Source organism: Marinobacter sp. KMM 10035, from assembly GCF_046537445.1.
Taxonomy (GTDB): domain Bacteria; phylum Pseudomonadota; class Gammaproteobacteria; order Pseudomonadales; family Oleiphilaceae; genus Marinobacter; species Marinobacter sediminicola.
The window spans coordinates 1-14,248 of record NZ_JBBVMG010000004.1; the positions used below are offsets into that span (position 1 = coordinate 1).

A 14,248-nucleotide genomic window follows, 5' to 3' on the forward strand; every position below is an offset into this window, starting at 1 on the left:
CCTCGAAGGAGATGCGCATTCTACAGACACACGCAGATCTGTCAACGGCCATTTTCATTTAATTTCAGAGAACCTCGGTTTCCACCTATAAACAGGCCAAAAAAGGTGGAAACCGATCAAAAATCACACAAACCCTGGGACACCTCAGAGCTTCACTTGCCAACCTTAGCCGATCTACGCGACTTTCCCCGAAACAAAGCACGAACGGGCCCAGACAATGCATAGACCAGAAACCCGCTAAACAATACAGTAGCCGGATCCAGTGCGATCACCACAAGAATCAGAACCACAAGAAGTATGGCAGCAAAAGGCACACGACCACGAAGATCGAGATCCTTGAAGCTGTGATACAGCACATTACTGACCATCAGCACGCCTGAGCCACCCACAACAACTATGGTCAAGAAGGTGAGCCATGCCGCAGGCTCGAATGCATGGAAGCACCAAACGAGACCAGCAACACACGCAGCAGCCGCAGGACTGGGCAACCCAACAAAATACTTTTTGTCCACGGAACCAATCTGAGTATTAAACCGTGCAAGGCGTAAAGCTGTTCCGGCCACATAGATAAAGGTAATAGCCCAGCCAATTTTATCCAGCCCATTCAAAGACCAGAAAAAAGCAACAAACCCGGGAGCAACACCAAAAGCAACCATATCAGCGAGACTGTCATACTCCTCACCAAATTTGCTTTGCGTATTGGTCATCCGGGCTACACGACCATCAAGACCATCGAGAATCATGGAGATGAATATCGCAATGGCCGCATTATCGAAAACACCACCTGCAGCAGACACAATGGCGTAAAAGCCAGAGAACAATGAAGCTGTCGTGAGCGCATTAGGAAGCAGGTATATCCCCTTCTTTCGCACCGGCGCCCCCTCAACCAACTCTTCTTCCACTACCTCGCCAGGCTCGATGTCGCACTCGCCCGCTGAACGGGTAGAAATCTCCGGCTCGGCGGCCGAAGAGCCCACTTCTGTATCTTTTCTTTCGTCAGTCATTCCCACTACTCCGGAAAGCATTTGGGTGAAGTATATACGAAAAACGCGGCCACCCGGGCCGCGCTTTATTAATCTAAGCAGAACTTCGCTTAGTTTTTGTCTTTATCTACGATCTTGTTGGCAGAGATCCATGGCATCATTCCGCGCAGCTTCTCACCCGTCACTTCAATCTGGTGCTCGGCATTCTGACGACGACGCGCTGTCATTGAAGGATAGTTGAGAGCGCCTTCAGAGATGAACATCTTCGCGTACTCACCACTCTGGATACGCTTCAGCGCGTTGCGCATGGCTTCACGGGACTGCTCGTTGATAATCTCCGGGCCAGTCACATACTCACCATACTCTGCGTTGTTAGAGATGGAGTAGTTCATGTTGGCGATACCGCCTTCGTACATCAGATCTACAATCAGCTTCAGCTCGTGCAGACACTCAAAGTACGCCATTTCCGGTGCATAACCTGCTTCAGTCAGGGTCTCGAAACCTGCCTTAACCAGCTCAACTGCACCACCACAAAGCACAGCCTGCTCACCGAACAGGTCAGTTTCAGTCTCGTCCTTGAAAGTAGTTTCGATGATACCGGTACGACCGCCACCGATGCCACTCGCATAAGAAAGAGCAACGTTCTTGGCATTGCCAGATGCGTCCTGGAAGATAGCAATCAGATCAGGAATACCGCCGCCGTTAGCAAATTCGGTGCGAACAGTGTGACCTGGCGCCTTAGGGGCAACCATGATTACGTCCAGATCTTTGCGTGGAACGATCTGGTTGTAGTGAACAGCGAAGCCGTGAGCAAATGCCAGAGTAGCGCCCTGCTTCAGGTTCGGCTCGATTTCGGCTGCGTACAACTGGGACTGGAACTCATCTGGAGTCAGAATCATTACAACGTCAGCAGCAGCAACTGCAGACGGTACGTCACTGGTCTTCAGGCCATAGGCTTCTGCCTTGGCAATGGATGAGGATCCCGGACGCAGACCAACAGTTACATCAACACCGGACTCTTTCAGGTTGCACGCATGAGCGTGACCCTGTGAGCCAAAACCGATGATGGCAACTTTCTTGCCCTGGATGATGGAAAGATCACAATCCTTATCGTAATAAACCTGCATGACTAACCTCTATGATTTGTGATGGCCTTTCAGAAGACCAAATCGTTCGTGATATACAAAACAGCTTAAAGACTCAAAACCTTTTCGCCTCTGGCGATCCCGGAAACCCCCGAACGCACCACCTCAAGCACACCCGACGCTCCAATTGCCTGGACGAAACCGTCCAATTTGTCGCTGGCGCCCGCAAGCTGAACGGTGTAGACGGAGCTGGTGACATCAACTATCTGTCCCCGGAAAATATCCACCGTGCGCTTTATTTCGGCACGCTGAGAGCCGGTCGCCTTCAGTTTGATCAGCATCAGCTCCCGCTCGATGTGGGGGCCCTCAGTCAAGTCCACCAATTTAACCACCTCAACCAGCTTATTGAGCTGCTTGGTGATCTGCTCGATAACACGATCCGGGCCTGTCGTTGTCACTGTCAGGCGAGACAGGGTCTCATCCTCGGTGGGCGCCACTGTCAAAGTCTCGATATTGTAGTTCCGCTGCGAAAACAGCCCAACGACTCGGGACAGCGCCCCCGGTTCGTTCTCAAGCAACACAGAAATGATTCGACGCATGATCACACTCTCTCCGTCTTGCTGAGCCACATATCTTTCATGCAGCCGCGAGCCACTTGCATCGGATATACATGCTCAAAGCGGTCAACCTGGATATCCACAAAAACCAGCCTGTCCTTCATGGCCAAAGCTTCTTTTAACTTCGGCTCCAGATCTTCTTTCTTATCAATCCGGATGCCCACATGGCCATAAGCCTCTGCCAACTTAATAAAATCTGGTAGCGACTCCATGTACGAATGGGAGTGACGGGACTCGTAATTCATGTCCTGCCACTGCCTCACCATGCCCAACGACTGATTATTCAAGTTGATGATCTTTACCGGCAGCTTGTACTGATTACAAGTCGACAGCTCCTGGATATTCATCTGGATACTGCCCTCTCCGGTAATACAGAGGACCTCTTCATCCGGATGCGTGAGCTTTATGCCCATTGCGGCTGGCAAGCCGAAGCCCATGGTGCCGAGGCCACCTGAGTTAATCCAACGGTTAGGCTTGTCAAATTTGTAGTACTGAGCCGCAAACATCTGGTGCTGCCCCACATCGGAGGTTACAAATGCATCCCCATTAGTGAGACGATGAAGCATTTCGACCACTTCTTGCGGCTTGATTACATCCGGACTGGTCTCATAGCGCATACCATGAAACGCGCGCCATTCATCGATCTGCCTCCACCAGGCTGCGAGAGCCTCTGCATCGGGCTTTTCCTTACTTTCTTTGACAAGAGCAAGCATTTCCTTGAGAACCGCATCCACCGGACCAACAATTGGCACGTCGGCGTCTATAGTTTTGGAAATGGACGCAGGGTCAATATCAATATGAATAATGCGCGCACCGGGGCAGAACTTTTCCGTTGCGTTGGTTACGCGGTCATCGAAACGCGCACCGACCGCCAGAATAAGGTCTGAGTGGTGCATCGCCATATTGGCTTCGTAGGTTCCGTGCATACCTAACCAGCCAAGATGCAGCTTATCACTGGCCGGATAACAACCAATTCCCATCAGAGTGTTGGTAATCGGATACCCCAATTTGCGCACCAACTCTGTCAGCTGCCCAGAGGCCTTACCCAGAATAACACCACCACCGGCATATATTATCGGCCGGCGCGCCGCCAACATCATATCAACCGCTTTCTTGATCTGGCCTGCATGGCCTCGTATGGCCGGGTTGTAGGAGCGCAGCTTAACCTTTTTCGGATAGGCATATTCGAAGCGCTCATTGGGGGCTGTCATATCTTTCGGGATATCCACAACAACCGGGCCGGGTCGACCGGTCGAGGCAATGTAATACGCTTTGCGGATAATCTCCGGGATCTCGGATGGATGACGCACACTGAGGTTGTGCTTAACGACCGGCCGGGAAACGCCCATCATATCGGTTTCCTGGAAGGCATCTTCGCCAATCAAGGTGGACGCAACCTGCCCACACAGAACCACCATAGGGATGGAGTCCATGAATGCAGTTGCAATACCGGTAATGGTGTTGGTAGCTCCAGGACCTGAAGTCACAAGCACAGTCCCTGGCAGACCCGTTGCACGCGCATAGCCATCAGCCATGTGAACTGCGGCCTGCTCATGTCTCACCAGTATATGTTTGACTTCGTCCTGCCTGAACAGTGCATCATAAATATGAAGGGCTGCACCACCCGGATAGCCATAGATGTACTCGATTCCCTGATCCTGCAAAGAGCGGATCAGCATATCGGCACCAGACAATAACTCCACGATTTTCTACCCTCTTCTTACGAGTGAATAAGCCGGGCACACGCCCGATTGCCTGGATTCACGGTTACCCTGCTTCTTTTGAAAGCGGAACCGGCTGCTCCACACCTTGTTAAGAGGTTGTCTCCTGGCCAGCCGCCCTCCTGAGGGTTGCGGAGAACGGCCAATCAACGGGTTGCACGTAAGCAACAACCATTCCGCGACAGGTGCGCGGCACGCTCAGTGTGGTAAATAACGGGGGATACTTGCACGGGATTGCCTGCCGTTAGCCCCAGTCTTCAGGCAATCTGTAATTCTGACAGCGCTAAACTCCCTGTCAATAGCCACAGTTGCATTCTGTACCCATTGTGTTGGATGCTCTGCTTTAAATATTCAGAACTCAGGTGCGGAGTTTTGAACCAGGCGGAAGAAAATTCCTCCCACAGGTGGCATGATAGGCGCACGTAAAACACAACGAGTAGAGCCATGAACAGAAAAACCCTGATGCTGACATTATTAATCGCCGTAGCACCCAGCATGGCAATGAGTGCCTCTGTGTATAAATGGACGGACGACAATGGCGTTACCCATTATGGTGATCGTCAGCCGGTAGGAGCCAACTCTGAGACTGTCAATGTTCGTTCTGGCACTTCCTCTGGATCCGACAGCGGCCGGAGCAGCCCGCAGCAACGCCTGGACGAACTGCAAGAGCAACAACAGAAGAAGACCGACCGGGAAAATGAGACCGCGGTTGAAGCGGCTCGCCGCAAACAGCGCGAGGCAAATTGCGAAACTGCCCGCGCAAATCTCAAAGTCATTGAAAGTAACGCGCGCATTCGGGTCGAAGAAGATGGCGAGCAGCGCTACCTCGCACCTGAAGAAATCGCTGAACAAAAAGTGAAGTTCGAAGAAGTTGTCGCCGAGAGCTGCGGCCCTGAGACTCAACAATAAGCCTCAAGTACGAAAGCAATCCCAAGAAAGCAAAAAGTGGGCAAAGCCCAAGCCACGCCCACTTTTTCTCCAGCCTTTGATCAAGCCTTTTCGAACACCAACACACTGCCATCCGCCGTGGCACGAATGGTGTCACCAGAAACAAAATCTCCCCGCAAAAGTCTTTGTGCCAACGGGTTTTCGATCATCCTCTGAACCGCTCTTTTTAGTGGCCGCGCTCCGTATACCGGGTCGTATCCGACCTCACCCAGAAGATTCATCGCAACGTCGTCCAACTCCAACTTCACGCCCTGCTCCTGCAGGCGCCTGTTGAGAATCTCAACCTGGATTTTGGCAATTCCGTGAATCTGTTCTCCAGCAAGAGGATGGAATACAACCACTTCATCCACACGATTTATAAACTCAGGCCGGAAGTGAGTGCCCACTTCATCCATAACTGCAGCCTTCATGGCGTCGTAATTCTCAGCTCCCGCTTTTTGCTGAATAATGTCCGAGCCCAGATTAGACGTCATCACAATAACCGTATTGCTGAAATCCACCGTTCTACCTTGGCCGTCAGTAAGTCGGCCATCATCGAGCACTTGGAGCAGTATGTTGAATACATCCGGATGCGCCTTCTCAACCTCATCCAATAGAAGTACGGAATACGGGCGGCGACGAACGGCTTCGGTAAGGTAGCCGCCCTCCTCATAACCCACATATCCCGGGGGCGCGCCAATCAGCCGGGCAACGGAATGCTTCTCCATAAACTCCGACATATCGATCCGCACCATAGCGTCGTCAGTATCGAACAGGAATGAAGCGAGCGCCTTACAGAGCTCGGTTTTGCCAACCCCAGTCGGCCCAAGGAACAGGAAGGAGCCATTAGGCCGCTGCGGATCTGCCAAGCCAGCCCGAGAGCGGCGCACTGCATTCGATACCGCCTCTACAGCTTCACTTTGACCAATCACCCGCTTGTGCAGGGCCTCTTCCATTCGCATCAACTTATCGCGCTCACCTTCCAGCATTCTGGAGACCGGAATACCTGTCCACTTGGAGACCACTTCCGCAACCTCCTCGTCGGTAACACGGTTCCGCAGTAGTTTCATCTCCATCATTTCTGCTTGGCTTGCCATATCCAGCTGACGCTCCAGCTCAGGAATGCGTCCATACTGAAGCTCAGACATCCTGCCAAGATCACCGGCTCGTCGAGCGGTTTCCAAATCAATACGGGCCTGTTCGAGCTGACTCTTTATTTTCTGGGAGCCATGCAATGCAGCCTTTTCCGTGTTCCAGATTTCTTCAAGATCCGCGTACTCACGCTCCACTCCTCCAATAACACTGGAAAGCTCTTCTAGGCGCTTTTTTGACGCCGCATCGGTCTCGTTTTTTAGCGCCTCGCGCTCGATTTTGAGCTGGATAAGCCTGCGCTCCAAGCGATCCAGGGGTTCTGGTTTCGAATCCATTTCCATACGAATCTGGCTAGCCGCCTCATCAATCAGATCGATGGCTTTGTCCGGCAGCTGACGATCAGTGATGTAGCGCTGAGACAGTTTGGCGGCTGCAATAATCGCCCCATCCGTCACTTCGACGCCATGGTGCACCTCGTAGCGCTCTTTCAGTCCGCGGAGGATGGCGATGGTGTCTTCTTCATTCGGCTCTTTCACCAGCACTTTTTGAAAGCGGCGCTCAAGGGCCGCGTCTTTTTCAATGTTCTCACGGTATTCATTCAGCGTAGTGGCTCCCACGCAATGCAGTTCCCCCCGCGCCAACGCCGGCTTAAGCATGTTGCCCGCGTCCATGGAGCCTTCGGCTTTACCTGCACCCACCACCGTGTGGATTTCATCAATGAACAGAATGATCTGACCTTCCTGCTTGGCGAGTTCATTGAGCACCGCTTTCAAACGCTCCTCAAACTCACCCCGGAACTTGGCGCCAGCTATGAGCGATCCCATATCCAGAGAGAGCACTCGCTTGTTTTTCAAACCCTCGGGTACTTCGCCGTTTACGATCCGTTGCGCCAAGCCTTCGGCAATGGCGGTTTTACCAACACCCGGCTCTCCGATAAGTACCGGGTTGTTTTTACGGCGGCGCTGCAGTACCTGGATAGTGCGACGTATTTCGTCGTCACGACCAATTACCGGGTCAAGTTTGCCGGCTTCGGCCCGCTCGGTCAGATCAATCGTATATTTGGAGAGCGCCTGACGGCTTTCCTCTGCACCTGCATCATCCACAGTTTCACCACCTCGAACGGCATTAATAGCTTTTTCCAGCGCGGTCTTATCTACACCCTGCTCACGCAAAACACGACCAAGCGTGCCACGATCTTCCAGCGCGGCCAAAAGCATCAATTCACTGGAGATAAACTGGTCTTTCCGCTGCTGCGCCAATTTATCGGCAATATTGAACAGGCGCCCCATATCGTTAGACATAGCGACATCGCCTGCACTGCCGCTCACTTCAGGCAGGTTCTCTATTTCCTGTGCGACAACCATACGCACACGACCAGGTTCAGCGCCCGCCTGCTTCAGAAGCGGCTTTATGGAACTGCCTTGCTGATCCAGCATGGCCTGCATCAGATGCAAAGGTTCAATAAAGTTATGATCTTTGCCAACAGCTAGTGACTGCGCGTCAGCCAGTGCGGCCTGTAAAAGACTGGTGAGTTTGTCGATTCTCATGAATTCGTTTCCCCGACTTGTTCAGCGAATGCGATCAGTAATTGCACATTCGGTTAGCATTGAAAACTAATGTAGGGACTATCAGGGGAAGTTCAAGGCCATTACAAACCAAATCGTCAGAAAATTGACGGGGCTCAGGTTTTCCAAATAGCGGTGGCCATACGGCCGGTCTTGCCATCGCGGCGATAGGAATAAAAACGCTGTTTATCGGTAGCCGTGCAAAAGCCACCGCCATATAGCTTTGTGACACCCATATTTTGTAGGCGCTGCCGGGCAAGCAAATATATATCGGCCATGTAATGGCCCTTTCGAGCACCCACGGAACTGAACGCAATCTCGGCTTCTAGGTCATGAGCCATAAACGCTGCTTTCACTTCCGGGCCTATTTCAAATGCCTCTGGGCCTATCGCTGGCCCCAGCCAAGCCATCAAGGTATTGCTGGGCGCGCCCATTTCAGACACCAGTTTTTCCAGAACACCACTACACAAACTACGCCAGCCTGCATGGGCAGCTGCAATTGTGATTCCATTCTGGTCACAGAGAATGACGGGCAAACAATCCGCCGTCAGAATTGTGCAAGCGCTTCTGGCAGCATCGGTATAACTTGCATCTGCGCCTGGAGCAAGAACACCCTCTTCTAATGGCAGCCGGACAACGTCAGTACCATGGACCTGGTTCAGCCACCCGAAAGCGCCCGTTGGAAGACCACAACCCTGGGCCAATTGCAGGCGATTCTCCAACACATGGGTGGGCTCGTCGCCCACATGGTCACCAAGGTTCATGCTATCCCAAGGCGGCATGCTAACGCCGCCCACACGGGTAGTGCACACCGCATGGATATTCGAGGGCGCTGGCCAATCCGGGCGAATCAGCGGCAGCGCCGAACGCTCATCAGAACTCATCGCTCTCCAGATCCTTAACATGCTTGCGCAACGCTGCTAACAAGTTTACGAAATCTTCTGGCAAGGGCACTTCCCAGCTCAGGATCTCTCCAGTTTCGGGATGCTCCAGCGTGAGCTGTCGCGCATGCAGTGCCTGCCGATGAAATGCGGAGAGCACTTGGCGCAGTTCTTCGGTTGTGCCCTTTGGCAGTCGCAAACGGCCGCCATAGAGAGGGTCACCCACCAGCGGGTGCTTCACATGAGCCATGTGCACTCGAATCTGATGTGTGCGACCGCTTTCAAGCTTGCAGCGCACATGAGTATGGGCCGCAAAACGCTCAATCAGACGATAATGGGTTACCGCTGCCTTACCGCTTTTGACGACCCCCATTTTCTTTCGCTCATGTGGGTGACGACCAATGGGCGCATCCACTGTGGCGCCACCGGTGAGGGTACCAACAACTACCGCCTCGTACTCCCGCCCCATGCTGCGGGTTTGCAGCTGATCAACCAGCGATGTATGGGCGATCAGGCTGCGGGCAACAACCATAACTCCTGATGTGTCTTTATCAAGACGATGGACGATGCCGGCTCTGGGAAGATTTTCCACCTCCGGGGCATAGTTCAGAAGCGCATTTACCAAGGTGCCATCGGCGTGCCCAGCTGCAGGGTGCACCACCAGACCAGCAGGCTTGTTAATCACAAGCAAGTGCTCGTCTTCATAGACAATATCCAGGCTGATGGCTTCCGCCTGCCAGGTAACCTGGGCTTCAGGCTCGGCGTCCAGCTCTATCCGGTCGCTGAGCATCACTTTGTCTTTCGGCCTGCGAACTTCTCCATTTACTGTTAACGCACCGCTGCGAATCCACGATTGCAGGCGCGAGCGTGAGTGTTCAGGCATGAGTTCTGCCACTGCCTGGTCCAGGCGCCGATCACTCAGCGCGGACGGCACAGCAAAACTGGCAACAATTCGATTTTCAGATGACATTCAGCCCCCAGGGCCTGTGAGTGTTATGTTTTGATCAGTATATTGGAAATAGTCGGGGCGCGCGCTCTACATGTATTCACATGAGGCTGCACATAAGGCGAGATCCCCGCTACAATGGCGCCCTTGAATTTATCGACATTATACGGGATTCCGGCATGAGATCAGGTGTTCGTTTACTGCTACTTTCTACACTGGTTGTTTTAATCAGTGCCTGCGCCTCCAAGGGGCCAGAGGAAGTGCTTCCGGAAAAAACCTATTACGACAATGCCCGCCAAGCAATGAACTCTGGCAACTTCAACGAAGCCGAGCAAAATCTTGACTCCCTGGAGACCTACTACCCTTTCGGCCGATACGCCGAACAGGCCCAGCTTGACCTTATATATGCCCGCTACCAAAACCTTGATCTTGAAGGTTCCCGCGCCGCAGCAGATCGCTTCCTGCGCCTGAACCCTCAAAGTGACCACGCAGATTATGCTCTGTACATGCGCGGGCTCGCTTCTTATAACCTGGATATCGGCCTGGCCGCACGTTATTTCTCGATTGATGTTGCAGCTCGGGATGCTGGGGAGCAACTACAGTCCTTCCGTGATTTCAGTGAGCTGTTAAACCGTTACCCGGAAAGCGAATACGCGGCAGACGCAAGGCAACGCATGATCGCCGTTCGCAACCGCATGGCGGAGCTGGAGCTGCACGCAGCACGCTATTACATCAAGCGGGAAGCTTATGTGGCAGCTAACAACAGGGCACGCTACATCGTAGAGAACTACCCTACATCACCTGCAGTTGAAGATGCTTTGATAGTCCTGGCAGAAACCTTTGACTTCCTTAAGTTCAAAAAAGGCTCTCAAGATGCTGTAGCACTGCTTCGCCAGAACTTCCCGGAAAGCGACGCCTTCAACAGCGATGGCGAGTTTGAAGCCAACCTGCTGAAGCGAGAAAACCGCTCACTCTCCAGTGTGGTTACCTTCGGAATCCTGGGCGACGAATAACAATCCACTCTTTCAATTGCCGCTTTTCCACCCACTGGTGATGGGATAGCGGCGATCCTTGCCAAACCCGCGCTCAGTAATACGAATCCCAATAGGTGCCTGCCGGCGCTTGTATTCGTTAAGATCCACCAAGCGGATAACACGGGTAACATCCGCCGGATCAAAACCTTCTGCAACAATCGCATCTGCGCTGAAATCCCTCTCGACATACAGATTCAGAATCTGATCCAGCACATCGTACCCCGGAAGATTGTCTTCATCCTTCTGATCTGGAGCCAGCTCCGCAGAGGGTGGTCTCGTTATCACGCGTTCAGGAATCACCTGAGAAACAGAATTCCGATACCAGGCAAGACGAAAAACCAGCGTCTTGGGAACATCCTTGAGCACATCAAAGCCGCCAGCCATATCGCCGTAAAGGGTCGAGTAGCCTACCGCCAACTCGCTCTTGTTGCCGGTAGTAAGCACTAGCGACCCAAACTTGTTGGAAAGCGACATAAGCATAACGCCGCGAATACGCGCTTGCAGGTTTTGCTCGGTGGTGTCGATTGCTGTGCCCTCAAATGGCTCTGCCAGCGCCGCCATAAAAGATTCATACATCGGCTCTATTGAGTAAACATCGTACTGAACGCCCATGGCCAAAGCCTGAGCTTCTGCATCCTCCAGACTGATATCCGAGGTGTACCGGAACGGCATCATGACAGCGCGCACACGCTCCGGCCCCAGTGCATCCACCGCCACCGCCAGAGCTACAGCAGAATCTATACCACCGGAGAGACCAAGAACCACCGACTTGAACCCGTTCTTGTTGACGTAATCGCGAACGCCTGTCACCAATGCGCTGTATACATTCTCTTCCAGCGCCGGTTCTGCTGGAAGGGGCTGGGAGGCAGGCTGGCAGTGCCGCCCATATAGAAAATCTACCGGAAACAGGCCCTCGGTGAATTGAGGAGCTTCTACCGCGAGAGATCCAGAATGGTCGTAAACCATAGAGCCACCATCAAATACCAGCTCATCCTGAGCTCCCACCAGATTGGTGTAAACGATGCTCACCTGATTCTCCCGGGACTTGCGCTCAAGTAACGCCTTTCTGCGGGCCTGCTTGTCGATATCATAGGGGGATGCATTCAGGTTAATGATCAACCGCGCACCTGCAGCTGCAGCATCTTCAACAGGGCCATCTGCCCAAATGTCTTCACAAACCGTCAGGCCAACCGGTACGCCACAGATATTGACCACCACAGCCCCCACGCCCTCGGAAAAATAGCGCTTTTCATCAAACACCTGATAATTCGGTGGGAATCGCTTGAAATAACGCCCGGTTATTTCACCTCCTTCGATCACCACCGCCGCATTGAAGAGCAAACCACCACTTCGTATCGGTGCTCCGAAAACAATTGCCGCGCCAAGCTCCGCCGCTTGCAAGCGCTCCAGCGCCTCACCCACGCGCAACTCCATGCTAGGCCGCAGCAAGAGGTCTTCCGGTGGATACCCGGTAATACTGAGCTCAGGAAACACAACAATGTCGGCGTGTTCATCAGCGCGCGCGCGCTTAGTTGCATCGATAATCCGGCCGGTGTTACCGGGAATGTCCCCCACAAGAAAATCCAATTGCGCCATCACAACCCTCAGGCTGCGGGTTGATGCAGGGGAATACGGCGTGCTCCCGGAAACAGACATACTTTGGCTCCTGTAACTCATTGCCACGAAAAGGCTATTATACCCTCCCATAGACCCTGATTTCTTCCGCTCAACAACGGATTTCTGAAAACCATGGCGACAGACACGGTATCGGCAGTCAAAACCGGCAAACGCCCCGCCGGCATGCAGCAGACTAGACTGTTTCGCATCTACAACCATTACCGGCTTGTGATCAGCCTTATGCTGGCGGCTCTGCTATTCGTTGAACCGGTAAACCTTGATACCCAATTTCGATATCTCGAGTACTACCAGTTTGGTGTGGCGGGTTACTTTGCTTTAAACAGCTTTGTTGCGATGGTTATGCTCGCAGGGTTTCAGCCAACTCAACGGCACATTACCCTCTCCATACTCTTGGACATTCTGGTAATTCACGGGCTACTATTTGCCAGCACGGGCATAGCCAGTGGCTTGGCCAACCTTGTGATCATCTCAGTAGCAGCGGGCAATATTCTTACCCCCAGCCGAATGGGCACCTTCTACGCAGCCCTTGCCGCAATTTGCTCACTGGGCATTTCGGGCTGGGCGATTCTGACTGCTAATGGCAACGGCGATGACATCGTACGCGCTGGCTCCTTCGGCATTCTGTACTTTGCAGCCGCATTCATTCTACAAAATATATCGCGAAGAATGATGCGAAGCGAAGCGCTCGCCACCAGCCGGGCCAAGAGCATTGTTGAGCTGGAACAAATCAACCAGCAGATTATCCAGCGCATGCGCACCGGCATTCTTGTGCTCGACCGATATGGGCAGATAAGGCTGGCGAATGCTGCCGCCGAGGAGTTGCTCTTCGGGATTCCGACGGATCTCGCCCAACAGCCCGCGCGCTCCCGCACACTGCCCCAGGCCCTGAAATCCGGGCTAGACACTTGGCTGAAGCACCCCGAAATGCGGACAAAGCCGTTCCAACCCGCGCCTACCTCGCCACTTTTACAGGTTAGCTTCACCCAGCTTGACCCGGAACCTGGTGAACAGATTCTTGTATTTATTGAAGATATGAGCAAGGTGACCCAGCAGGCTCAGCAAATGAAACTGGCCTCTCTGGGACGCCTCACTGCCGGTATCGCCCACGAAATTCGCAACCCCCTCGGGGCCATAAGCCACGCAGCCCAACTAATGGAAGAGTCGCCTCATCTTGATGCCAGCGACCTGCAAATGCTGGACATCATTCGGCGGCACTCGCGCCGGGTAAATGGCATTATAGAAAACGTGCTCAGCCTTTCCCGTCGCAGACCTGCAAATGCAGATCTGGTTGATGTCGCAATCTGGCTGGCAGAATACAGAGCTGACTTCCTGCAAACTCAAAAAGAAACCGACCCTCCTGCTGATGTAATATTGAGCGTCGAGCCGCACATCCCCGACGCACGATTTGATAAAAGCCAGATTGAGCAGGTACTGGTAAACTTGTGTGACAACGGCCTGCGATACAGCCAGCAGCATTCAGGCGAACGGAAAATCGAACTGCGGGCGGGTGCCACAACAGATGGGGAGCGTACCTACTTGGATGTGAGGGACTTTGGCCCTGGCATTGCGCCGGAATTCCGCCATTCGGTTTTCGAACCGTTTTACACAACGGACAAAGGTGGCACTGGCCTCGGGCTTTATCTGGCCAGAGAACTGTGTGAGGCTAACCAGGCCCACTTGTCCTTGATCGAAGACGAGCAGCCAGGCTGCTGTTTTCGCATCACCTTTGCCCACCCTGGACGAATGATCTGACAAGGAA

The 14,248-nt window shown here is 53.1% G+C and carries 11 protein-coding genes; 3 read left to right on the forward strand and 8 right to left on the reverse strand.

The annotated features are described in order from the left end of the window. Positions 1 to 152: 152 nt before the first annotated feature. The 4 genes from pssA to AADB16_RS16985 form a co-directional block, all read right to left on the reverse strand. On the reverse strand, positions 153 to 1,004 hold the full coding sequence (pssA, locus tag AADB16_RS16970; protein WP_410804996.1) for a CDP-diacylglycerol--serine O-phosphatidyltransferase: 852 nt from the start codon (positions 1,002 to 1,004) through the stop codon (positions 153 to 155). Positions 1,005 to 1,093: 89 nt separating this feature from the next. After that, entirely contained in the window at positions 1,094 to 2,110 is a 1,017-nt protein-coding gene (ilvC, locus tag AADB16_RS16975) for a ketol-acid reductoisomerase (RefSeq protein ID WP_200204793.1), read from the reverse strand. Positions 2,111 to 2,175: 65 nt separating this feature from the next. Then, positions 2,176 to 2,667 (reverse strand): acetolactate synthase small subunit, encoded by a 492-nt coding sequence (gene ilvN, locus AADB16_RS16980; protein ID WP_410804998.1) that lies wholly within the window; start codon positions 2,665 to 2,667, stop codon positions 2,176 to 2,178. Between the two features lie 2 nt (positions 2,668 to 2,669). Next, positions 2,670 to 4,388, reverse strand: a complete 1,719-nt coding sequence (locus AADB16_RS16985; RefSeq protein WP_410805000.1) for an acetolactate synthase 3 large subunit — start codon at positions 4,386 to 4,388, stop codon at positions 2,670 to 2,672. A gap of 462 nt (positions 4,389 to 4,850) precedes the next feature. On the opposite strand from AADB16_RS16985, the gene AADB16_RS16990 reads away from it, so the two are divergent. Further along, positions 4,851 to 5,315, forward strand: a complete 465-nt coding sequence (locus AADB16_RS16990; protein WP_309045729.1) for a DUF4124 domain-containing protein — start codon at positions 4,851 to 4,853, stop codon at positions 5,313 to 5,315. An 80-nt stretch (positions 5,316 to 5,395) separates the two neighbouring features. Here AADB16_RS16990 and clpB read toward each other — a convergent pair whose 3' ends face one another. The 3 genes from clpB to rluD form a co-directional block, all read right to left on the reverse strand. Next, positions 5,396 to 7,972, reverse strand: coding sequence for an ATP-dependent chaperone ClpB (clpB, locus tag AADB16_RS16995; protein WP_410805002.1), 2,577 nt, complete (start codon positions 7,970 to 7,972; stop codon positions 5,396 to 5,398). A 134-nt stretch (positions 7,973 to 8,106) separates the two neighbouring features. Then, the gene (gene pgeF / locus AADB16_RS17000) at positions 8,107 to 8,874 is read right to left on the reverse strand and encodes a peptidoglycan editing factor PgeF (protein ID WP_410805004.1); all 768 of its coding nucleotides are present in this window, start codon (positions 8,872 to 8,874) and stop codon (positions 8,107 to 8,109) included. Then, entirely contained in the window at positions 8,864 to 9,841 is a 978-nt protein-coding gene (rluD, locus tag AADB16_RS17005) for a 23S rRNA pseudouridine(1911/1915/1917) synthase RluD (protein WP_410805006.1), read from the reverse strand. The genes pgeF and rluD overlap by 11 nt, the downstream gene beginning before the upstream one ends. A gap of 155 nt (positions 9,842 to 9,996) precedes the next feature. Here rluD and AADB16_RS17010 point away from each other — a divergent pair, with 155 nt between their 5' ends. Further along, complete coding sequence (locus tag AADB16_RS17010; RefSeq protein ID WP_298453517.1) at positions 9,997 to 10,830, forward strand: outer membrane protein assembly factor BamD; 834 nt, start codon at positions 9,997 to 9,999, stop codon at positions 10,828 to 10,830. Between the two features lie 12 nt (positions 10,831 to 10,842). On the opposite strand, the gene AADB16_RS17015 is transcribed toward AADB16_RS17010, so the two are convergent. Further along, positions 10,843 to 12,507 carry an NAD+ synthase gene (locus AADB16_RS17015; protein ID WP_410805008.1) on the reverse strand — a complete coding sequence of 555 codons (1,665 nt, stop codon included), beginning with the start codon at positions 12,505 to 12,507 and terminating at the stop codon, positions 10,843 to 10,845. Positions 12,508 to 12,600: 93 nt separating this feature from the next. Here AADB16_RS17015 and AADB16_RS17020 point away from each other — a divergent pair, with 93 nt between their 5' ends. Then, the gene (locus AADB16_RS17020; protein WP_410805010.1) at positions 12,601 to 14,241 is read left to right on the forward strand and encodes a sensor histidine kinase; all 1,641 of its coding nucleotides are present in this window, start codon (positions 12,601 to 12,603) and stop codon (positions 14,239 to 14,241) included. Positions 14,242 to 14,248 lie beyond the last annotated feature (7 nt).

Coding starts and splice junctions, on each gene's coding strand:
- pssA (WP_410804996.1), bottom strand. CDS start 1,004: ATGACTGACGAAAGAAAAGATACAGAAGTGGGCTCTTCGGCCGCCGAG.
- ilvC (WP_200204793.1), bottom strand. CDS start 2,110: ATGCAGGTTTATTACGATAAGGATTGTGATCTTTCCATCATCCAGGGC.
- ilvN (WP_410804998.1), bottom strand. CDS start 2,667: ATGCGTCGAATCATTTCTGTGTTGCTTGAGAACGAACCGGGGGCGCTG.
- AADB16_RS16990 (WP_309045729.1), top strand. CDS start 4,851: ATGAACAGAAAAACCCTGATGCTGACATTATTAATCGCCGTAGCACCC.
- clpB (WP_410805002.1), bottom strand. CDS start 7,972: ATGAGAATCGACAAACTCACCAGTCTTTTACAGGCCGCACTGGCTGAC.
- pgeF (WP_410805004.1), bottom strand. CDS start 8,874: ATGAGTTCTGATGAGCGTTCGGCGCTGCCGCTGATTCGCCCGGATTGG.
- rluD (WP_410805006.1), bottom strand. CDS start 9,841: ATGTCATCTGAAAATCGAATTGTTGCCAGTTTTGCTGTGCCGTCCGCG.
- AADB16_RS17010 (WP_298453517.1), top strand. CDS start 9,997: ATGAGATCAGGTGTTCGTTTACTGCTACTTTCTACACTGGTTGTTTTA.
- AADB16_RS17015 (WP_410805008.1), bottom strand. CDS start 12,507: ATGTCTGTTTCCGGGAGCACGCCGTATTCCCCTGCATCAACCCGCAGC.
- AADB16_RS17020 (WP_410805010.1), top strand. CDS start 12,601: ATGGCGACAGACACGGTATCGGCAGTCAAAACCGGCAAACGCCCCGCC.